The following is a 20,558-nucleotide window of genomic DNA, read 5'->3' on the forward strand; positions in this document are numbered from 1 at the left end:
AAAGTATGTTTGACAAATTCATAGGATAAATTTAGTATTAGTAAAGATTTCAAGTGTAAATTGTCAACCTCATTCTAGGAGGCACGGATCATGTCAGATTATTTGGTAATCGTTGAATCGCCTGCAAAGGCGAAAACGATTGAACGTTATTTAGGAAAAAAGTATACAGTAAAAGCATCGATGGGACACATAAGAGATTTACCGAAGAGTCAAATGGGTGTTGACGTCGATGAAAATTATAAACCAAAATATATTACGATTCGCGGTAAAGGCGATGTATTGAAAGAGCTAAGAAAGTCAGCAAAAAAGGCAAAAAAAATATATCTCGCAGCCGACCCCGATAGAGAAGGGGAAGCAATTGCTTGGCATTTGGCACATATTTTGAGTGTTGATGAAAATTCCAAATGCCGTGTTGTTTTTAATGAAATTACAAAAGATGCAATAAAAGAATCGTTTAAACATCCGCGTGCAATCGATTTAGATTTAGTTGATGCACAACAAGCTAGAAGAATTCTTGATAGGCTCGTAGGTTATAATATTAGTCCGCTTTTATGGAAAAAAGTGAAAAAAGGGCTTAGTGCTGGTCGTGTACAGTCAGTTGCTTTAAAGATGATTCTTGATCGTGAGAAGGAAATTGAGAATTTTGTTCCAGAGGAATATTGGTCCATTGATGCAGCTTTTCAAAAGGATAAAGAAGTATTTGAAGGTTCTTTTTATGGAATTAATGGTAAAAAGACAGAGTTAAAATCGGAAGACGATGTAAAAGAAGTGAAAGCAAAAATGAAAGGGAATTCGTTTGACATTACTAAAGTTAACAAACGTGAACGAAAGAAAAACCCGGCACAGCCTTTTATCACTTCCTCTTTACAGCAAGAGGCTGCTCGAAAGCTGAATTTCCGTGCGAAGAAAACAATGATGATTGCTCAACAGCTGTATGAAGGAATTGATTTAGGTAAAAAAGCAGGCGGGATTACCGGGCTAATCACCTACATGCGTACAGATTCAACTCGTATTTCTGAAACAGCAAAGCAAGAAGCAAAAGGATATATTGAAGAAAACTTTGGTAAAGAATATCTTGGAAATGTAAGAGCTGCAAAAAATAAAGAAGGTGCACAGGATGCCCATGAAGCAATCCGACCAACCTCAACATTAAGAGATCCAAAATCACTAAAGGATGTATTATCACGAGACCAACTCCGATTATACAAACTGGTTTGGGAACGTTTTGTAGCTAGTCAGATGTCACCAGCTGTAATGGATACAATGACAGTACATTTACTAAATAATGATGTAGAGTTTCGTGCAACAGGTTCAAAGGTGAAATTTAAAGGATTTATGAGAGTTTATATTGAAGGAACAGATGACAATAAAAAAGTGGAAGATAAGTTATTGCCTGATTTAGCTGAAGGGATGGTCGTAGAGTCGAAAGAAATTACACCGAATCAGCATTTTACGCAGCCGCCACCAAGGTACACAGATGCAAGGCTTGTACGAGTAATGGAAGAACTTGGTATCGGCAGACCTTCGACCTATGCGCCGACTCTAGATACGATTCAGCGCAGAGGCTATGTTACAATGGATAACAAACGCTTTGTCCCAACAGAGCTGGGCACAATCGTATCGGACTTAGTAGAGGAGTTCTTCCCAGAAATTATTGATGCTGATTTTACTGCTAAAATGGAAAACGATCTCGATTCAATTGAAGATGGAAAGATCGAATGGATAAAGATTATTGATGAATTCTATAGCGGATTTAGCAAACGGCTTGAAGTTGCGGAAGAAGAAATGGAAAAAATCGAAATTAGAGATGAACCAGCAGGTATTGATTGTGAAGAATGCGGACATGAAATGGTATATAAAATGGGTCGATATGGTAAATTCTTAGCCTGTTCCAACTTCCCGGATTGTCGTAACACAAAACCGATTTTAAAGGAAATTGGTGTGAAGTGTCCGAAGTGTAAAGAGGGCAATGTCGTTGAAAGAAAATCCAAGAAGCGAAGAGTATTTTTCGGCTGTGACAGGTTCCCTGACTGTGATTTTGTCTCATGGGATAAACCAATCTCAAGACCTTGTCCAAAATGTGAATCTTTGTTAGTAGAAAAGAAGGCTAAAAAAGAGACGCAGGTTCAATGTACGAATTGTGAATATAAAGAAGTAGCGCAAAGTTAGCTGTTCATTACTGGACAGCTAATACTTTTTTGTGCATTAAAAAATCTTCTTCTTAGCATTTCGATTTTTTTTGGATTTTAAGTTTGGTGGAATGCATCAGTACAAGAGTTTTACTTGTCTGTCAAAAGGGAATGCCATCTAACAAGGAGGCTATAATCATGACAGAAAAAAATCATTACTTTGTTGTTGTAAAGGAAAGAGAAATTAGAGAGATCCCAGTGGATGATAATGAAGAGGAATTCGAAATTATCGCAGATGACAGTGAATTAAGTGCAATGCGTGAATTATTTTTAAACATGAAAGACCATGCTAATACTGCAACAAGTTTCATCATTAAAGATCCATTTGATGATCGCAGGGCAGATAGAGAGAGAGAGGCATACGAAAGGAATCTTCAAAAAGTATATCGAAAAATATATGAACTTGGAACAAATGGAACAAAAGCAAAAATTCGAGAAACAGGAATAATTAAGTAGCAATTTGGTTATAAAGGTAATACCCATTGTTCACAAAACTTTCACTGTATTACATTTTTGCAAAAAAAATAATATTTGTTTGTTGACTATACTATTCTAAATAGATATAATTACGCATTGGAAAGGCAATTTACTTTACAGACAATATTAATTTATATTAAATTTAACGAAATAGCATGACAAATCAAATTATTGTGATATAATAAGTGTGGTTTCGATTCTGAATTTTGTTGCAATTTAGTTAAGTTTATTGCATAATTATTCGAAGTATGCTATGATTTATCCGCTGTTTGATGGGGTGAAGAATTGAATACATTCGTAGCGTACAGTGAAGCGTTCATCGAATATTTGCAGATTGAGAAAAATGCTTCACCTTATACGGTAAAGTATTATCAGAATGATCTGGAAGTATTTTTTGATTTTCTTCGTCAAGAGGGGATTGACGATCTAGATGTTGTTTCACAACGAGAAGTAAGGCTTTTTCTAACAAGATTATATGAGCAGAAATTAAACAGAAGGTCAGTTTCAAGGAAGCTTTCATCGTTGCGTAGCTTTTACAAGTTTATAGAGCGAGAGGAATGGGTGTTGGCAAATCCGTTTGTTCATATTCATTTACCAAGGACTGCTAAACCAATACCAGGCTTTTTCTACATGGAAGAATTGGAAAAGTTATTTGAAGTAAATGATTTGAATAGTCCAACTGGCCAACGTGATCAGGCTATACTAGAAGTGTTATATGGAACGGGTATACGAGTGAGTGAATGTCAAGGTCTAAAGCTTTCGGATATTGATTTTTCGATCGGAACCATTTTGGTTAAAGGGAAAGGTCGAAAAGAGCGGTATGTCCCATTTGGCAGGTTTGCAGAAATAGCATTAGAGACATTCATTCATGACGGCAGAATGAAACTAATGGAAAAATCTCAAGTCTCTGATGCTGTCTTTTTAAATGCTCGAGGTAATCCGCTCACGACAAGAGGTATACGAGTGATTCTAAAAAAATGCGTAGAACGAGCTGCATTAACTGTGGAAATTCATCCACATAAGCTGAGGCACACATTTGCAACGCACATGCTTAATGAAGGTGCGGATCTGCGTACTGTACAGGAATTACTTGGTCATGAAAATCTATCCTCTACCCAGATTTATACCCATGTGACAAAAGATCATTTACGTGATGTGTACATGAAAAGCCACCCAAGAGCGAATGATCAATATCGTAATGAGTGAGGTGAAAGGAATGGCTACTGAAATGCACGCAACCACAATTTTTGCAATTCAGCATAATGGTCAGTGCGCCATGAGTGGAGATGGGCAAGTAACATTAGGAAATGCAGTGGTAATGAAGCATAAAGCCAAAAAAGTAAGAACCTTGTACAATGGGAAGGTGTTGGCGGGCTTTGCTGGATCCGTTGCAGATGCTTTCACACTTTTTGAGAGATTTGAAAGCAAGCTTCAGGCCTATAATGGGAATCTAACTCGAGCATCGGTTGAGTTAGCCAAGGACTGGCGCTCAGATAAGGTGCTCCGTAAATTGGAAGCAATGCTGATTGTCATGAATAAGGAAAATATGTACTTGGTTTCTGGTACTGGCGAAGTTATCGAACCAGATGATGGTATATTGGCCATTGGTTCGGGAGGTAACTATGCATTAAGTGCAGGAAGAGCTTTAGTTAGGCATTCTGGTAACTTGACTGCAAAGGAAATTGCTCAAACAGCCTTGGAGGTTGCAGGTGAAATTTGTGTATACACAAATAATCATATTACATTGCAAGTACTTGATTAATAGTGTGTGTTCAAAAGGAGGATGAAAAGGACCGAGGTCGGCTACAGTCGCAACGTCCTGGGGCTGTGTTTACTCGCCCCGCAGAAAACCTTTGTTGCGGGCGCCGGCGCTAGCACGTCCTGTGCGTCGAAGTTCGAGGCGGCGAAGCTTTGAGTACCGGAACGTATGCAATTAATACGTGAGGAACGGAAAAGCAAGCCAACGGAGAAATTCGATGTGTCATTTTCACCGGATTTTTTGAACATCCTCTAAATAAGGGAGGTTTTTCCTAAGAATGGGAATTGACTACACTCCAAAACAAATTGTTGGTCAGCTAGATAAATATATTATTGGTCAGCAACAAGCAAAGCGATCTGTAGCTGTTGCTTTGAGGAATCGTTATCGACGAATGCAACTTGAAGATTCAATGAAAGAAGAAATCGTTCCAAAAAATATCTTAATGATTGGACCGACTGGAGTGGGGAAAACAGAGATTGCCAGAAGGCTGGCAAAACTTGTTGGTGCCCCGTTTGTGAAAGTCGAAGCAACTAAGTTTACAGAGGTCGGTTATGTCGGTAGAGATGTAGAATCAATGGTACGTGACCTTGTAGAAATGGCTGTACGAATGGTAAAGGAAGAAAAAATGAGTGGCGTAATGACAACAGCGGAAATTGAAGCAAATAAACGACTTGTTAAATTGCTTGCTCCATCAGCCAAAAAGCAATCCGGTGTTAAAAATCCATTTGAAATGCTTTTCCAAAATCAAACAGTAAATGATAATGCTGAAAATGATTTTGAAAAAGATGAAGAAATTAAAAACAAACAGCAACGAATTGAACATCAGTTAGCTTTAGGTGAACTGGAAGACCGAATGGTTACCATCGAAATCGAGGAAATTCCTCCTTCCATGTTTGATATGCTGCAAGGTTCGGGTATGGAACAGATGGGAATGAATATGCAAGATGCAATCGGGCAATTCATGCCATCAAAAAAGAAAAAACGTAATCTAACTGTATCTGAAGCTAGAAAGGTATTGACACAACAAGAAGCTCAGAAGTTGGTAGATATGGATGAAGTAGCTGGGGAAGCTGTCAAGCGTGCAGAACAAACGGGAATACTTTTTATAGATGAAATTGATAAAGTAGCTGGAAAGCAAGAAGCAACTGCAGATGTTTCCAGAGAAGGTGTTCAGCGTGATATATTACCGATTGTTGAAGGATCAACGGTTGTAACGAAGCACGGGCCAGTGAAAACAGACCACATGCTTTTTGTCGCGGCTGGAGCTTTCCATATGGCAAAGCCCTCTGATCTTATCCCGGAACTACAAGGAAGATTTCCAATTCGTGTTGAATTAGAAAAATTATCTGTAGGGGATTTCAAGCAAATACTTACCGAACCATCTAATGCATTGATTAAGCAATATCAATTAATGTTAAAAACAGAAGGTATAAATGTTGTTTTTACAGACGATGCTATAGAAAGACTTGCAGAAATTGCCTTTCAAGTAAACCGGGATACCGACAATATTGGCGCGAGAAGGCTTCACACCATACTAGAAAAACTTCTTGAAGATTTGTCGTTTGAAGCGCCCGAAATTACGTTGGAGGAAATAGAAATTACTCCTGCCTATGTAGATCAAAAACTCAACAGTATTGTACAAAACAAAGACTTAAGTCAGTTTATACTATAATTCATAATAATGAAATGGAGGATCATCATGGATCTATTAAATCGAGCAAGAAAAATTAACGCAATGTTACAGAAAGCAACAGGTAAATCAGTAAACTTTAATGAAATGTCAGCATCATTAAGAGATGTAATCAAAGGGAATGTATACATCGTCAGCAGACGTGGGAAGTTACTTGGATTTGCAGTAAATCAAGAAATTGAAAACGAGCGTATGAAATCAATGCTTGAGCAAAGACAATTCCCGGAAGAGTATACACAGGGGCTGTACAATATTTATGAGACAACAGCAAACCTTGATATTAATAGTCAGCATTCCGTATTTCCAGTGGAAAATAAAGACTTATTTAAAGACGGTCTGACTACAATTATCCCGATTATCGGCGGTGGAGAGCGTCTTGGTACGTTAGTTCTTGGAAGAGTAAATGAAAGTTTTAACGATGATGACCTTTTACTTGCTGAATACGGTGCAACTGTTGTAGGTATGGAAATACTTCATGAAAAAACAGAAGAAATTGAGATGGAAGCACGTAGTAAAGCTGTTGTACAAATGGCAATCAGTTCACTATCATACAGTGAATTGGAAGCAATTGATCATATCTTTGAAGAATTAAACGGACATGAAGGACTATTAGTAGCAAGTAAAATTGCAGACCGCGTAGGGATCACTAGATCTGTAATTGTAAACGCGCTAAGAAAATTAGAGAGCGCAGGAGTTATTGAGTCCCGTTCACTAGGTATGAAAGGTACGTACATTAAAGTATTGAATGACAAATTCCTTGTGGAGCTAGAAAAGCTACGTTCAAGATAAGTTTATAAAATAATATAAAAAGACACAAAAAAGCCAAATTATTTGGCTTTTTTTGTGTCTTTTTATAGTTAATTATCCTTATAATTAAATATAGGACTTTCGTATGTAGAGGAATATCGAAACATGGGAAACAGCTAAAAATCAATTGTAAATGCTGTGTAAATGTTTTTGAATTGCTTGTAAATTCCACAAAACAGTACATTTATGTTACTAAATACCTAGTCTTTTTTTACTGTTTTATTTTCTTTTAGGAGAAAATGTCGAAAAGTAATAGACTTTGTCTAATTTATAACTTACAATATTCGTAGTAGATGAAGTAAGTATGACTGTCAATCAAAATTTTCATAGAAATGGAAGCACAATGTACATATAAGAGGATAAATAGAAACAAGATCTTCTGTTCACGACAGGCCATTTTTACTGGACTTTTAACAACATACATAAGGAGTGCTTGTAATGAATTTATTTGGAGGGACAATTAGTAAGTTAGAAAACTCTCTCAACTACGCTGCAATGAAGAATAATACGATTTCAGATAATATTGCTAATGCAGATACACCTGGTTATAAAGCGAAGGATGTTCAATTTAAAAATATTTTAGATGATACACTTACTTCCTCAATTCAAGCTAAGCGTACAACTGAGAAGCATATCCCCTTTAATTCAAATCAAAATTCATCTTATCGTGTCGTATCACAATCCAATACGATGTACAACCATAATGGAAATAATGTTGATATTGATAAAGAAATGACAGAGCTTGCGAAGAATCAAATCTATTATAATGGTTTGATTGATCGGATCAACGGGAAGTTTGGGAGTTTGCAGACGGTTATAAGAGGGGGGAACTAATCGATGTCAATATTTAATTCTATTAATACAAGTGCTAGTGCATTAACTGCACAAAGACTTCGAATGGACATCGTTTCCTCTAATATTGCGAATGCACAATCAACAAGAGCAGTCATAAATGAGAATGGTGAGTTTGAGCCGTATCGGAGAAAAATGACAGTTTTAGAAACACAGGATAATCGTTTTAAATCGATGCTTGCAAATGCATCTGGTGATATAAAGCATAGTGGTGTGCGAGTTGCTGCCATCGTTGAGGATGAGGAGCCGTTTAAACTTGTCTATAACCCTGTTCATCCAGATGCAAATGAAGCTGGCTATGTAGAGATGCCAAATGTTGACCCCTTGCAAGAAATGGTTGACTTAATGAGTTCAACGAGGTCTTATGAAGCAAACATTACTGCTTTGAATGCAAGTAAAGGTATGTTAATGAAAGCATTAGAAATTGGTAAATAGACGATAAGGAGTTAAAAAAATGGACTTTTCAATAAATAATGTTTCGCAGCCTATTCAATCTTTATCGAAAGTTTCGAATGCTGCAGTGACACCTGGAGAGGCACAAGCTAATTTTGCAGACACGTTAAAAGGTGCAATTGACAACCTTAATTCTGTTCAGATGGAGTCAGATAATAAGACGGAGGCATTAGCTAACGGTAATATTGATGATCTTCATGACGTGATGATCACAGCACAGAAGGCAAGCATTACGCTCGAAACTACAGTGCAGATCCAGAAAAAAGTTATCGATGCATACAACGAAATAATGAGAATGTCGATATAATCTTCGAATAGCAACGACAAGCAATCAATAGTAGTACGTGTTCAACAATGAGGATGATAAGGTCCGAGGAGGCTAAGTAAGCAACGTCCTATTCGTCGAGGTTCGAAGGGGTGAAACTCCCCGTACCGGACTTCCAAAGGATGTGGTGACTTCGACGTTTCGACAAAGGGCTTATCGGTAGTTAGTCGAAGGTCCTCAGTTCTCGGATGTATTACTTTTACCGGATGTTTTGGACATCCTATAGTAGATTAATGATGAAATATCGATTACTTAATGCACTTTGGTGGGGGAAATTATGAAGGAAACTTTGTTGAAATGGAAAGAATCGGTAACTTTGTTTTGGCAGAATCGGTCAAAAAGCCAAAGGGGTCTCTTTCTTGGGTCAGTTATCATAATAATTTTATTTATAATAGGTATTGCTTTTTTTAGTTCCAATACTCGTTTTGTTCCATTATATAATAATTTGACCATTCAAGAGGTCGGACAAATTAAAGCAGAGCTAGATACAAGAGGCATTCCTTACGAATTAAATAACGGAGGCACGAGCATTAATGTTCCAGAGGAACAGGTTGAATCATTGCTCGTTGATCTAGCTGGAATGGGCTTGCCAAACAGTGGGAATATTGATTATTCCTTTTTTAGTGAGAATACATCTTGGGGAATAACCGACAATGAATTTAATATCATGAAGCTTGATGCAATGCAAACAGAGCTTGCTAATCTGATTCAGAGCATTGAAGGTATCAATAATGCGCAAGTAATGATTAATATGCCTGAAGAACCGGTATTTGTTAGTGATGTGACTGGTGAAGCTAGTGCATCAATCGTGTTAAACACACAGCCAGGCTATCAATTTCAAGGAAATCAAGTAGAAGCGCTCTATCACTTAGTTTCAAAAGCGCTGCCGAATCTTCCATCTGAAAATATTGTTATTATGAACCAATATTTTGAGTACTTTGATCGAAATTCACAAACTGCTTCTGGAGCTCAAGATGCGTACACTCATCAGCAAACCGTGAAGAAGGATACTGAGCGAGATATCCAAAGAAGATTACAACAAATGCTTGGAACAATGGTTGGAATGGATAATGTCATCGTTTCTGTGACTGCAGATATTGATTTCACTCAAGAGAATCGTACAGAGGAACTCGTGGAGCCTGTTGATATTGAAAACGTGGAAGGAATACCTGTTAGTCTGGAAACAATTCAGGAATCCTATACTGGTGATGGTGCTACCGGTGGTATCGGTGGGACAGGTGATGAGGATGTTACCAACTACCCGGCTGGAGATGCTGGATCTGGTGAATATGAGCTAGATAAGGAAACAATAAACTATGAATATAATCGAATTCGTAAGGAAATTGTTGAGAGTCCCTATAAAGTTCGCGACCTTGGAATTCAAGTTGCAATCGATAATACAAGAACAACAGAGGGAAACAATGTAGAGTTTCTAAGCGGGCAAGAACAGAATGATGTGGAACAAGGAGTTTCTTCTATTCTCAGTTCTATCGTAGGAGCGACAATTGACGCAGATTACGGCGAAGTTGTCCCAGAAGACAAGATATCCATTGTGTTTCAGGAATTCACAGAACCTCCTGCAACAGTCAGTGCGTCTTCTCCTGTTATTCCATTATGGATGTATATTGTCGGAGCTGTATTACTTGTTGCTATTATCATACTAATCATTTTATTAGTCCGAAATAGGAGTAGTGAAGAGGAAATAATAGAGGAAACAGTTACAGAAAGTCCAGTACTGGAAGTTCCTGATCTACCACAGGAAGAAGAATCTGAAGCAGTTGTAAGAAGAAAGCAGTTAGAAAAAATTGCGAAAGAAAAACCAGAGGAATTTGCTAAATTGTTGAGAAGCTGGATTGGAGAAGATTAGGAGGGTAAAAAAATGGCAAGGCAAAAAGGCGTTTTAACTGGAAAGCAAAAGGCAGCAATTCTTTTAATCTCCCTAGGTCCAGATGTATCGGCGCAAGTTTATAAGTACTTATCAGAAGAAGAAATTGAAAAGTTAAGCTTGGAAATATCATCGGTTAAAAAAGTAGATACAAATTTGAAAGAAAATGTCTTAGAACAATTCCACCAAATTGCTGTAGCACAAGACTACATAACACAGGGAGGAATTGGTTACGCGAAGACCGTTTTGGAAAAAGCTTTTGGAAAGCAAGAAGCTTCCAATATAATAAACCGTCTAACTTCATCTTTACAGGTAAGACCATTTGATTTTGCAAGAAAAGCGGATCCTCAACAAGTATTGAATTTTATTCAAGGAGAGCATCCGCAAACAATTGCTTTAGTTCTTTCTTACCTTGACTCCGAACAGGCAGGACAGATTTTATCCTCATTGCCCCAGGAGCTGCAAGCTGATGTGGCTAGACGAATAGCTACAATGGATTCCACTTCACCTGAAATTATAAGTCAGGTAGAACAAGTGCTGGAGAAGAATATATCTGCTTCTGTTTCTGAGGATTATACACAAACTGGTGGAATACAGGCGGTTGTTGAAGTGTTGAATGGTGTAGACCGTAGTACGGAGCGAACAATTCTTGATGCTCTAGAGGTTCAAGATCCGGAACTGGCAGATGAAATCAAAAAGCGAATGTTTGTTTTTGAAGACATTGTTGTCCTTGATAATCGAGCGATACAACGTGTAATTCGTGAAGTTGAAAATGAAGATCTGCGATTAGCTTTGAAGGTTGCTAGTGATGAGGTTAAAGATGTTGTCTTTACAAACATGTCTCAGCGCATGGCAGAAACTTTCAAAGAAGAAATGGAATATATGGGACCAGTTCGCCTAAGAGACGTAGAAGAAGCACAAATGAGAATTGTAGCTATTATTCGTAGACTTGAAGATATAGGAGAAATTGTCATCGCTAGAGGTGGAGGAGACGATATCATTGTCTGATTCAGAAAATAAACAGCTCTTCAATCAGAAATTGATAAAAATTAAACCGATTCGGTCGATACAGCACACCATTGAAGATGAACCAATTGATAGTAATAAAGAATTGGAGACAATCCAAGATGAGATCGAAAGCATGCAACAGGAATTGCTGGATTTAGCTCAAAAAAAAGAAGTATTACTGGAACAAACCAAGCGAGCAATTGAACAAGAGAAAAACAACTGGGAAGAAACGAAGCATCAGTTGATTGAAAGTGCAAAGCAGGAAGGTTATCAAACCGGTTTTTTTCAAGGAGAGCAAGCAGGTAAAGCTGCATATGAAGAAAAGTTGAATCAAGCTAATTTAATTATTGATGCAACGACGTATGATTACAATAAAACGATTGAAAATAGCGAAGAGTCGATATTACAGCTGTCACTTAGTATTGCAGAGAAAATTATCGGTAAGGAAATTTCCAAGGAACCAGCAACATTTTTGGGAATTATACGACAGGCCATCCGGGAATTAAAAGATCAATCAACTGTAACGATTTATTTACATCCTCTAAATTACAGTGAGGTCATAGAGCAAAAAGATGAATTAAATCGAATTATGGAAGATGAATCAACTTTATCTATCTACTTAGATGAAAACTTGAAGAAAAACACTTGCTTAATCGAGCATGCTTTTGGTCAAATTGATGCGAGTGTTGACACACAACTATCAAAAATCCGTGAAGCATTGCAGGATTACCTAATGGAGAAGAAGCAATGAATTTATCCGATTACAAATCTGTTATAGAAAAAGCTGCAACATATAAGCATTATGGTAAGGTCCTGCGTGTTGTAGGGTTGATGATTGAATCAGAAGGACCCGCGGCAAACATAGGAGAAGTATGTTACATTCATTCTTCCTCCTCTAATCGACCACCTATTGTATCAGAAGTTGTAGGTTTTAATAATGAAAAAATCCTTCTTATGCCATATGCAGAGGTAACGGAGATAGGATCCGGATGCTTAGTTGAATCTACTGGAAAGCCTTTAACTGTAAAGGTTGGACGATCTTTGATTGGAAATGTTGTGAACTCGCTTGGTCAGCCATTGGATGATCAAGCATCACTTCCAAAAGGGCTCTCTAACTATTTAACCGATCAAGCTCCACCAAATCCAATGACACGACCACCGATACGCAAACCAATTCAAGTTGGCGTGAAAGCAATTGATTCGCTTTTAACAATGGGTAAAGGCCAGAGGGTTGGAATTTTTGCTGGTAGTGGTGTTGGGAAAAGCACACTACTCGGAATGATTGCAAGAAATAGTAATGCTGATATTAACGTTATTGCATTGATTGGTGAACGTGGTCGTGAGGTGCGTGAGTTTATTGAGCACGATTTGGGCGAAGAAGGGCTAAAAAAGACAATTGTTGTAGCGGCAACATCAGACCAACCTGCTCTAATGCGGATTAAAGGAGCATATACTGCTACTGCAATTAGTGAGTATTTCCGCGATCTTGGCTACCATGTTAATTTAATGATGGATTCCGTCACTAGAGTAGCAATGGCACAAAGAGAAATTGGTCTGGCGATTGGTGAGCCACCAACGACAAAAGGATATACACCATCTGTGTTTTCCATTCTTCCCAAGTTATTAGAAAGAACGGGAACAAATAAAGCTGGGACAATCACCGCTTTCTACACTGTACTTGTTGATGGGGATGATATGAATGAGCCGATTGCAGATGCAGTTCGTGGAATATTAGATGGACACTTTGTAATGGATAGAAAGCTAGCAGAGCGCGGTCAATTTCCTGCTATTAATGTACAGAAGTCAGTTAGTCGAGTTATGAATATGGTTGCAACAGCGGAACAAAAACAGATTGCACAAGAGCTTCGGAAGCTGATGGCAGTATACGAGGATAATCGTGAATTAATTAACATAGGTGCTTATAAACGTGGCACCAATCAGGAGATTGATCGGTCAATTTCCTATTATCCAAAAATCCAAGAATTTTTAAGGCAGGATATACATGAAGTAAATACGTTAGAAGAAACGATTCAATTGATGAAATCACTGCTTAATGGAGGAATTGAGTGATGGCCGAGATTGTTGCATTATCAAAAATATTGGATATTCGTGAAAATGAAAAGCAAGTTGCACAGAAAGCGTATAATCAATCACTTGATTCTTTTGAAAAAGTTGCTACAGAGCTGTATCAAATTTTGCGAAAAAAAGAACGTGCTGAGGATTCATATGATCAATTTTTTCACTCACTAACACCGATTGACCGAATAAAAGAGCAAGCCAATTACATTGAGCAACTAAACAGACAAATTAATAATTTGCAGTCTCGTGTTCAAAAGGCTAGAACAGATATGGAATCAAAACAACATCTGCTGTCAGATGCGCACGTGGAAGTAAAGAAATTCGAGAAACTAATTGAAGTAAGAAAAGAAACAAAAGCAACTATACAAAAAAAGATGGAAGATGCTTTTATGGATGAAATTTCAATAACACAATTTTTAAGCCAAAAAAATAGGTGAAATAAATGGTTGAGACTACGAAAAAGAAAAAAAGGAATCCAATTCTCTGGTTTTTATTTGCAGTTGTAATTCCGTTAATCATCATCATTACTCTAGTTGTTATTATCATGGGGGTTGCAGGATTTAATGTTATCGATTGGACGAAGCAACAAGCTAGTTCAATGCCAATCATATCGAATCTAGTAGCATCAGATGAAGCAAAGCCTGTACAAGATGATTCGCGGGCACAAGCAATTGTAAATGAGAAAGATGAAGAGATTACAAGCTTAAATGAAACGATTCGTGAATTGGAAGCTACAATAAATGATCAAAACCAAGATATTGTTCGTTTGGAAAATAGTTTAGAAGATGCACAGATTGATGAAGAATTGTTAGAGGAAGATTCTTCAGATGAATCTTTTTCTACAATTATTGATTCATTTGAAGAAATGAAGGGCTCTAAAGCAGCCCCTATTATTGAAAATTTAGAGACAGATACGGCGGTTTCAATTTTGCAGGAACTATCTAACGAACATCGTGCAACGATACTAGGTGCGATGAATCCTGAACAGGCAGCAGAGCTAACACAATTGCTTCTCTCAAATGAAAATTAAAAAAGTTATTGGAAGGAGGTGAGAATTTGAATAGTGTCGCGGTGTTTCTACAACAGGTACAGCCAGCAAAGTTGACAAATACGCAAATGAAATCCGGTTTACGAGGGGATGTTTCATCATTTCACCGTATATTAGATGAGAACATTGTTAATGTATCTGAGCATGAAAATCAGGAACTGTCTTCAATGAAAAAAGAGGTTGCTCTAGAGAATCTGTTACAACGAATCAACAGTGGAAATGATACAGAAAATGTAGCGAATTCAGCTACTGCAAGCTTAAATAATGAGGTGGAGAATCAAGATGTCTTTATCCTGCAACCTTCATCTGTTTTTCCTGACGTGGAGGAAGAAGTCTCACTATCTAGCGAATTGCATGGATTTCCAATAGTAAATCCTGAAAGTGGAACGAGTAATACAGATGTTGAGGAACAACTAGCCTTTTTGCTTGAGCAGATTGAAAAATTAATCTCCAAATTAGATACAGACGAAGATGTTCGGGATGCCTCATCAAAAGTATTGGAATTGCTTCATCAATGGAAGGATTTAACACGGTTACAAGCAAACCTAACGTCTGTGACAGACAGAGATACAGCAGGGTTTACCTTGTTACAACAAAGACAGCATGTAAATAAAGAGCAAGTAAATCCAAATACATTGATAGCTGGGGTAACGGCAGTAAATGGCGAAGAGATGAATGAATTAACAGCAGGGAATAAGCAAGAAACGAGAGAGACGAAAATATGGAATTACATATTTGATTCATTCCAAAAGCGAGAGCATTTTTCTGGAATGCAACGGTACAATGCAGATTCAAATGTAACAGTTAAGGATATAGCGAAATGGCTTCGTAGTGCAATTGAAAAAGAAAATTTAGTTGTTATGACAAGTCAGACGAACCAGGCGGTGCCGATTTCAAAACTAGAGCAACATGTGATTCATATTAATCAACTACAACCGACTCAAAGCCCGGATCAGCAGTTAATGGACCAGTTTGAAAAAATTATGGAATCAACTAAATTGTCGGCTTTGCCCAACCAGAGGAACCATTTAACAGTATTGTTAAGACCCGATAATATGGGGGAATTAATGGTTCGTTTTACACAGGTAAATGGTGAAGTATTGGTAAAAATTTTAGTTACCACTGCTACTGCAAAAGAGATGTTAGAATCAAACATACATCAGCTTAAGAATATGTTTTCCCCGCACCAAGTAGTCGTGGAGAAGCAAGATGCAAATGTGCCGCAAACGACAAATTTGCAGGAAGAGCAAGAAAATAAACAGTTAAAAGAACAGGAACAGCAGCAATCGAATCAATCCGATCATAAGGATAATCAACAAACAGAAGATAGCTTTGAGAGACAGTTTGAAGAGCTGCTTCTAAATGAGAAGGTGTAGGTGGAGGAAATGACAACAATTGATCCATCGTTATATTTAAGTAACCAGCCAAAGACCAGAACACCGAGCGCAAGCCTTGGTAAGGATGAATTTTTAAAAATACTAATGACGCAGTTACAAAATCAGGATCCTACAAATCCGATGGACGATCGTGAATTTGTATCACAAATGGCCACTTTTTCATCATTGGAGCAGATGATGAACATGTCTAATTCAATCGAAATGCTCGTACAAAGTCAGTTGGTCTCTCCTGTAATCCAATACAGTCATATGATTGGTCAGGAAGTATCATATATGGATGTGGACCAAGAGACAGGTAAGGAGCTTGGTAAAGTAACTAGTAAAGTAGTGGCTGTTAGTCAACATGAAGGATGGGCAATATTGGAGCTTGAAAATGGAGAAAAAATATACGCGGATGCGATTATTCAAGTTAGCGATCCAGGTACAAAAGAAGAAGCCGGAGATAGGATAACGGAATAAGGGGGAAAGGTTATGGATCATCGGATTCATCAAGTCCCACAGCATGCATTACAGTTTCCAGCAATCAATGGACCTAAGTCTAAGCAATCACCCATTCCATTTAAGGATATTTTATCACAGGAACAAGGATTGAAAATAAGTAAACATGCATCACAGCGAATAGCAGAGCGAAATATTCAAATTGATGAGCAGCAATGGGAAATAATCGGCGAGAAAATGCAGGAAGCTAAGAAAAAGGGGATTACAGATTCACTTATCGTCATGAACAATGCAGCATTGCTTGTTAATGCAAAAAATCATACTGTAGTGACAGCAATGAATCGTGAGGAAGCAACAAGTAGAATTTTTACAAATATCAATGGAACCATTCTAATAAATGACTAGGCTGGACCCTTATGGGAGGCCAATATAAGCTGTTGAATGCTAGATACAGCTAACCAAAATAACCATAAAAAAGGGGATAAAAAAATGTTACGTTCAATGTATGCAGGTATTTCAGGTATGAAAAATTTCCAAACGAAATTAGATGTTATCGGAAATAATATCGCCAATGTTAATACAACAGGGTATAAAAAAGCAAACGTGACTTTCCAAGATTTAATGAGTCAGACAACAACAGGTGCACAAGGTGCAACTGCTACTCGTGGGGGAGTCAATGCTACACAGGTTGGGCTTGGTTCTCAGCTTGGTACAATAAGCAACATTCACACACAAGGATTTCAGCAGGTGACAAATAACCCGCTTGACTTGACAATCGAAGGTGATGGAATGTTTGTATTGCAGGAACAAGGGGGTACAACGTATTATACAAGAGCTGGAAATTTCTATTTAGATGATAATGGCGCGATTGTTAATCCGAATGGATTGTATCTTCAAGGTGCTAATGGAAATATAACAATACCAACTGATGCGCAAAGCTTCAGTATTCAAACAGACGGTACGATAAACTATATTGATGCTGCTGGTGCAACACAAGAAGCTGGGCAAATAACGCTGGCAAGCTTTTCGAATCCTGCCGGGTTAGTAAAAGACGGTAGCAATTTATACTTAGATTCACCTAATGCAGGTTATAACGGTACAGTTACTCCTGAACAGAATGGAGCAGCTTCGATCATAAGTGGCTCACTTGAAATGTCAAACGTTGACCTTTCAGAAGAGTTTACAGAAATGATTACAGCACAGCGTGGTTTCCAGGCAAATACTAGAATTATCACAACATCTGATGAGATTCTTCAAGAGCTAGTAAACTTAAAACGATAATAAGGGGGTAGGGAGTATGGTTAAACCTGTACTCCCGCCATATACATGATTACTTTAAAAAGGCTGAATGACGATGAATTTGTACTAAATGCCGTTTTAATTGAACAGGTTCAGTCGCTGCCAGATACAACGATTTCCTTAATTAATGGAAAGAAAATTGTTGTAAAGAACAAAGCCGATGATGTTATACAAAAAATTACAGAATACTACCAACAAATAGGATTAGCACGAGTTCAAATAAAGGCTGGTGAAGAGGATGAGTAAGTTAGTAAAGACAATGATTACATCACTTGTTGTATTATTAGTTATTGCAATTGCTTCATTAGTAGTTGTATTAAATGTGGCAGGCGAAAATGAAAAAGGTGATGCACAAACGATTGATGACATTGTAAACTATTCCTATGAATCACCTGAAATCACAACCGATTTAGCAGATGGAGCATTTGTTAGAATTCAGTTTCAAATTGTAACGGATGGGAAAGAAACATTAAAAGAGGTTGAAAAGCGTGATTTCCAATTGAAAAATATTATTATTAAAGAGCTTGCAACGAAAACAGAAGAAGATTTTAAATCCGGACTTTCCGAGTTAGAGCAAGTTGTTAAATCAAGTTTAAACGAACTAGTGGAAGAAGGAGAAATCACAGAAGTATATACAATCAACAAAATACTTCAATAGAATGAAAGCTCCTAATAGGAGGTGGGTATGATTAATGGATGAAGTTCTCTCACAAAATGAAATAGATGCACTATTATCTGCGATAACCTCAGGTGAAATGGATGCTGAAGAACTAAAAAAAGAAGAGCAAGAGAAAAAAGTACGCGTGTATGATTTTAAACGCGCATTGCGTTTCTCTAAAGATCAGATAAGAAGCATCTCTAGAATTCATGAAAATTATGCAAGAATGCTAACAACTTATTTTTCATCGCAGCTAAGAACGTATGTTAATATTTCGGTTACATCTGTTGATCAGGTGCCATTTGAAGAGTTCGTACGCTCAATACAAAAAGTGACAATATTAAATATTTATAGTGTTGAACCGTTAGATGGTAATTTAATCATGGAGGTTAATCCAAATATTGGTTATGCATTGCTTGACCGAATTCTAGGCGGAAAAGGTAACACGATTAACAAAAACAACAATTTAACGGAAATCGAAAAGTTATTACTACGTCAATTTTTCGAAAAAGCTGTGTATACATTAGAAGAATCGTGGGCTTCTGTAACAGAAATAAAGCCACGATTAGAAGAGTTTGAAGAAAATCCTCAATTTTTACAGATGGTTGCACCAAATGATACGGTTGTCGTCGTTTCGATGACAGCTGCAATTGGGGAAACAACTGGTATGATTAATATTTGTATCCCACATATAATTTTGGAGCCAATTATTCCGAAGCTCTCTGTGCATTATTGGATGCAAGCGGAGAAAAAAAATCGGGATGCTACAGCATTTAATAAAATGTCGAAGAACTTAAAGCAAACTGAAGTTGAAGTAAAATCGATTCTTGGTGAGGGTGCGATTGCAATCAATGAGTTTTTGGCACTAAAGCAAAATGATGTGATAACACTAGATCAGAAAATCGATTTACCGCTAAGACTTACTATTAATAATGAAGTTAAATTCCTCGTGCAGCCAGGCAAGTATAAAAATAAAATGTCTGTACAAATATTAGATGAAATAAAAAGGGGTGAGCAATATGATGAATGATGGCATGCTTTCACAGGAAGAAATTGATGCGCTATTGAATATTTCTGATGAAGACAAGTCAGATGAAAATAAGCAAAGCTATCTTTCCGATATTGAAATTGATGCACTAGGAGAAATTGGTAATATTTCTTTTGGTAGCTCTGCCACCACACTTTCCACTTTATTAAATCAGAAGGTGGAAATAACAACACCAATAGTAGACGTCATAGAAAGAACGGATATTGGTGATGAATTTACCTTTGAGCCAGTAAGTATTCAAGTGAATTACATAGAGGGATTTACGGGAAAAAACGTGTTTGTTATAAAAGCTGGGGACGCAGCTATTATTGCAAATATTATGCTTGGTGGTGATGGGACAAATCCAGATAGTGAATTGAATGAAATCCATTTAAGCGCAGTTCAGGAAGCGATGAATCAAATGATGGGTGCAGCTGCAACGAGTATGTCAACCGTGTTTAATAAACGCGTTGATATCTCTCCGCCTTCAATATTGGATGAAGAAGTAACTGGAGTTAAAAACGAAAATGTTTTTGATGAAGAAGTCTATGTAAAGGTGTTTTTTAAATTAACTGTTGGGAATCTGATCAATTCGAATATGATGCAATTAATTCCGTTGCGCTTTGCAAAAGAGCTAGTTAATGAGCTGTTAAATGGGTCGGAAGAACACGCAATTGAGAAAAAGGAGAGCGCTGCGACGCTTGAAGCTGAAATCCCGGTTACTGAGAATAGTGTAGCTAAACAGCAGGAGCAGGCTGTTTATAATAACTCCTTACAAGCAGAAACAAGAGATGACCCAGCTGAACCGCAATATTTGGGTCATAAAGTTACAAGCTCACATGCAGAGGTGCATCAGGCAGCTTTCTCTGATTTTGAAAAGGTTGAGCTGAATACTGGTCAGCAACGTAACCTTGATATGTTACTTGATATCCCATTAAAAGTTACCGTTGAACTTGGCCGAACAAAAAAATCAATTAACGATATACTTGAACTGGCTTCAGGTTCTATTATTGAGCTTGATAAGCTAGCAGGTGAACCGGTTGATATTCTAGTAAATGATAAACTTGTAGCTGAAGGTGAAGTTGTTGTGATTGAAGAAAACTTCGGTGTTCGTGTTACAGATATTATTAGTCAGTATGACCGGATTAGGAATTTAAAATAATTAGG

General features: G+C 37.5%; 23 protein-coding genes. All 23 read left to right on the top strand.

What is annotated here, in order from left to right:
• Positions 1 to 90 precede the first annotated feature (90 nt).
• The 23 genes from topA (at position 91) to fliY (ending at position 20,553) form a co-directional block, all read left to right on the top strand.
• Positions 91 to 2,169, top strand: a complete 2,079-nt coding sequence (gene topA, locus NYE61_RS00865) for a type I DNA topoisomerase (protein WP_339316617.1) — start codon at positions 91 to 93, stop codon at positions 2,167 to 2,169.
• 158 nt (positions 2,170 to 2,327) lie between these two features.
• Positions 2,328 to 2,645 (top strand): hypothetical protein, encoded by a 318-nt coding sequence (locus tag NYE61_RS00870; protein ID WP_095308606.1) that lies wholly within the window; start codon positions 2,328 to 2,330, stop codon positions 2,643 to 2,645.
• A gap of 306 nt (positions 2,646 to 2,951) precedes the next feature.
• Positions 2,952 to 3,872 (top strand): tyrosine recombinase XerC, encoded by a 921-nt coding sequence (gene xerC / locus NYE61_RS00875; protein ID WP_339316619.1) that lies wholly within the window; start codon positions 2,952 to 2,954, stop codon positions 3,870 to 3,872.
• Between the two features lie 10 nt (positions 3,873 to 3,882).
• Entirely contained in the window at positions 3,883 to 4,428 is a 546-nt protein-coding gene (gene hslV / locus NYE61_RS00880) for an ATP-dependent protease subunit HslV (RefSeq protein WP_095308610.1), read from the top strand.
• Positions 4,429 to 4,702: 274 nt separating this feature from the next.
• Positions 4,703 to 6,097: an HslU--HslV peptidase ATPase subunit gene (gene hslU, locus NYE61_RS00885; RefSeq protein ID WP_339316621.1), complete on the top strand. Its 1,395-nt coding sequence runs from the start codon at positions 4,703 to 4,705 to the stop codon at positions 6,095 to 6,097.
• A gap of 27 nt (positions 6,098 to 6,124) precedes the next feature.
• On the top strand, positions 6,125 to 6,904 hold the full coding sequence (codY, locus tag NYE61_RS00890) for a GTP-sensing pleiotropic transcriptional regulator CodY (RefSeq protein WP_095308614.1): 780 nt from the start codon (positions 6,125 to 6,127) through the stop codon (positions 6,902 to 6,904).
• 456 nt (positions 6,905 to 7,360) lie between these two features.
• Entirely contained in the window at positions 7,361 to 7,756 is a 396-nt protein-coding gene (flgB, locus tag NYE61_RS00895) for a flagellar basal body rod protein FlgB (RefSeq protein ID WP_118888934.1), read from the top strand.
• Between the two features lie 3 nt (positions 7,757 to 7,759).
• On the top strand, positions 7,760 to 8,209 hold the full coding sequence (flgC, locus tag NYE61_RS00900) for a flagellar basal body rod protein FlgC (protein ID WP_095308618.1): 450 nt from the start codon (positions 7,760 to 7,762) through the stop codon (positions 8,207 to 8,209).
• 19 nt (positions 8,210 to 8,228) lie between these two features.
• On the top strand, positions 8,229 to 8,534 hold the full coding sequence (gene fliE, locus NYE61_RS00905) for a flagellar hook-basal body complex protein FliE (RefSeq protein ID WP_118888933.1): 306 nt from the start codon (positions 8,229 to 8,231) through the stop codon (positions 8,532 to 8,534).
• A 295-nt stretch (positions 8,535 to 8,829) separates the two neighbouring features.
• Positions 8,830 to 10,419, top strand: a complete 1,590-nt coding sequence (fliF, locus tag NYE61_RS00910) for a flagellar basal-body MS-ring/collar protein FliF (protein ID WP_118888932.1) — start codon at positions 8,830 to 8,832, stop codon at positions 10,417 to 10,419.
• A gap of 12 nt (positions 10,420 to 10,431) precedes the next feature.
• Positions 10,432 to 11,445 carry a flagellar motor switch protein FliG gene (gene fliG, locus NYE61_RS00915; protein ID WP_095308624.1) on the top strand — a complete coding sequence of 338 codons (1,014 nt, stop codon included), beginning with the start codon at positions 10,432 to 10,434 and terminating at the stop codon, positions 11,443 to 11,445.
• Entirely contained in the window at positions 11,438 to 12,196 is a 759-nt protein-coding gene (gene fliH, locus NYE61_RS00920) for a flagellar assembly protein FliH (RefSeq protein ID WP_158586215.1), read from the top strand. The genes fliG and fliH overlap by 8 nt, the downstream gene beginning before the upstream one ends.
• Entirely contained in the window at positions 12,193 to 13,515 is a 1,323-nt protein-coding gene (fliI, locus tag NYE61_RS00925; RefSeq protein WP_118888930.1) for a flagellar protein export ATPase FliI, read from the top strand. The genes fliH and fliI overlap by 4 nt, the downstream gene beginning before the upstream one ends.
• Complete coding sequence (gene fliJ / locus NYE61_RS00930; protein WP_118888929.1) at positions 13,515 to 13,961, top strand: flagellar export protein FliJ; 447 nt, start codon at positions 13,515 to 13,517, stop codon at positions 13,959 to 13,961. Before fliI ends, fliJ begins: the two co-directional genes overlap by 1 nt.
• A gap of 5 nt (positions 13,962 to 13,966) precedes the next feature.
• Positions 13,967 to 14,554, top strand: coding sequence for a hypothetical protein (locus tag NYE61_RS00935; RefSeq protein ID WP_118888928.1), 588 nt, complete (start codon positions 13,967 to 13,969; stop codon positions 14,552 to 14,554).
• Positions 14,555 to 14,580: 26 nt separating this feature from the next.
• On the top strand, positions 14,581 to 15,948 hold the full coding sequence (locus NYE61_RS00940; RefSeq protein WP_339316628.1) for a flagellar hook-length control protein FliK: 1,368 nt from the start codon (positions 14,581 to 14,583) through the stop codon (positions 15,946 to 15,948).
• A gap of 9 nt (positions 15,949 to 15,957) precedes the next feature.
• Complete coding sequence (gene flgD, locus NYE61_RS00945) at positions 15,958 to 16,428, top strand: flagellar hook assembly protein FlgD (RefSeq protein WP_118888926.1); 471 nt, start codon at positions 15,958 to 15,960, stop codon at positions 16,426 to 16,428.
• A 12-nt stretch (positions 16,429 to 16,440) separates the two neighbouring features.
• Entirely contained in the window at positions 16,441 to 16,812 is a 372-nt protein-coding gene (locus NYE61_RS00950) for a TIGR02530 family flagellar biosynthesis protein (protein WP_118888925.1), read from the top strand.
• 84 nt (positions 16,813 to 16,896) lie between these two features.
• A complete protein-coding gene (gene flgG, locus NYE61_RS00955) occupies positions 16,897 to 17,688 on the top strand; it encodes a flagellar basal body rod protein FlgG (protein WP_095308640.1) in 792 nt (263 codons plus the stop codon).
• 45 nt (positions 17,689 to 17,733) lie between these two features.
• A complete protein-coding gene (locus NYE61_RS00960) occupies positions 17,734 to 17,952 on the top strand; it encodes a flagellar FlbD family protein (RefSeq protein WP_095308642.1) in 219 nt (72 codons plus the stop codon).
• The gene (gene fliL, locus NYE61_RS00965) at positions 17,945 to 18,364 is read left to right on the top strand and encodes a flagellar basal body-associated protein FliL (RefSeq protein WP_118888924.1); all 420 of its coding nucleotides are present in this window, start codon (positions 17,945 to 17,947) and stop codon (positions 18,362 to 18,364) included. Before NYE61_RS00960 ends, fliL begins: the two co-directional genes overlap by 8 nt.
• A gap of 34 nt (positions 18,365 to 18,398) precedes the next feature.
• The gene (gene fliM, locus NYE61_RS00970; protein ID WP_118888923.1) at positions 18,399 to 19,394 is read left to right on the top strand and encodes a flagellar motor switch protein FliM; all 996 of its coding nucleotides are present in this window, start codon (positions 18,399 to 18,401) and stop codon (positions 19,392 to 19,394) included.
• Entirely contained in the window at positions 19,384 to 20,553 is a 1,170-nt protein-coding gene (gene fliY / locus NYE61_RS00975) for a flagellar motor switch phosphatase FliY (RefSeq protein ID WP_339316634.1), read from the top strand. The genes fliM and fliY overlap by 11 nt, the downstream gene beginning before the upstream one ends.
• Positions 20,554 to 20,558 lie beyond the last annotated feature (5 nt).

Origin of the sequence: Oceanobacillus sp. FSL W7-1304 (assembly GCF_037969805.1) — a bacterium.
Classification (GTDB): Bacteria; Bacillota; Bacilli; order Bacillales; family Amphibacillaceae; genus Oceanobacillus; species Oceanobacillus profundus.

Coding starts and splice junctions, on each gene's coding strand:
- fliY (WP_339316634.1), top strand. CDS start 19,384: ATGATGAATGATGGCATGCTTTCACAGGAAGAAATTGATGCGCTATTG.
- hslU (WP_339316621.1), top strand. CDS start 4,703: ATGGGAATTGACTACACTCCAAAACAAATTGTTGGTCAGCTAGATAAA.
- NYE61_RS00950 (WP_118888925.1), top strand. CDS start 16,441: ATGGATCATCGGATTCATCAAGTCCCACAGCATGCATTACAGTTTCCA.
- fliJ (WP_118888929.1), top strand. CDS start 13,515: ATGGCCGAGATTGTTGCATTATCAAAAATATTGGATATTCGTGAAAAT.
- fliM (WP_118888923.1), top strand. CDS start 18,399: ATGGATGAAGTTCTCTCACAAAATGAAATAGATGCACTATTATCTGCG.
- fliE (WP_118888933.1), top strand. CDS start 8,229: ATGGACTTTTCAATAAATAATGTTTCGCAGCCTATTCAATCTTTATCG.
- codY (WP_095308614.1), top strand. CDS start 6,125: ATGGATCTATTAAATCGAGCAAGAAAAATTAACGCAATGTTACAGAAA.
- topA (WP_339316617.1), top strand. CDS start 91: ATGTCAGATTATTTGGTAATCGTTGAATCGCCTGCAAAGGCGAAAACG.
- flgG (WP_095308640.1), top strand. CDS start 16,897: ATGTTACGTTCAATGTATGCAGGTATTTCAGGTATGAAAAATTTCCAA.
- fliG (WP_095308624.1), top strand. CDS start 10,432: ATGGCAAGGCAAAAAGGCGTTTTAACTGGAAAGCAAAAGGCAGCAATT.
- fliL (WP_118888924.1), top strand. CDS start 17,945: ATGAGTAAGTTAGTAAAGACAATGATTACATCACTTGTTGTATTATTA.
- flgC (WP_095308618.1), top strand. CDS start 7,760: ATGTCAATATTTAATTCTATTAATACAAGTGCTAGTGCATTAACTGCA.
- flgD (WP_118888926.1), top strand. CDS start 15,958: ATGACAACAATTGATCCATCGTTATATTTAAGTAACCAGCCAAAGACC.
- fliI (WP_118888930.1), top strand. CDS start 12,193: ATGAATTTATCCGATTACAAATCTGTTATAGAAAAAGCTGCAACATAT.
- fliF (WP_118888932.1), top strand. CDS start 8,830: ATGAAGGAAACTTTGTTGAAATGGAAAGAATCGGTAACTTTGTTTTGG.
- NYE61_RS00960 (WP_095308642.1), top strand. CDS start 17,734: ATGATTACTTTAAAAAGGCTGAATGACGATGAATTTGTACTAAATGCC.
- NYE61_RS00935 (WP_118888928.1), top strand. CDS start 13,967: ATGGTTGAGACTACGAAAAAGAAAAAAAGGAATCCAATTCTCTGGTTT.
- hslV (WP_095308610.1), top strand. CDS start 3,883: ATGGCTACTGAAATGCACGCAACCACAATTTTTGCAATTCAGCATAAT.
- NYE61_RS00870 (WP_095308606.1), top strand. CDS start 2,328: ATGACAGAAAAAAATCATTACTTTGTTGTTGTAAAGGAAAGAGAAATT.
- flgB (WP_118888934.1), top strand. CDS start 7,361: ATGAATTTATTTGGAGGGACAATTAGTAAGTTAGAAAACTCTCTCAAC.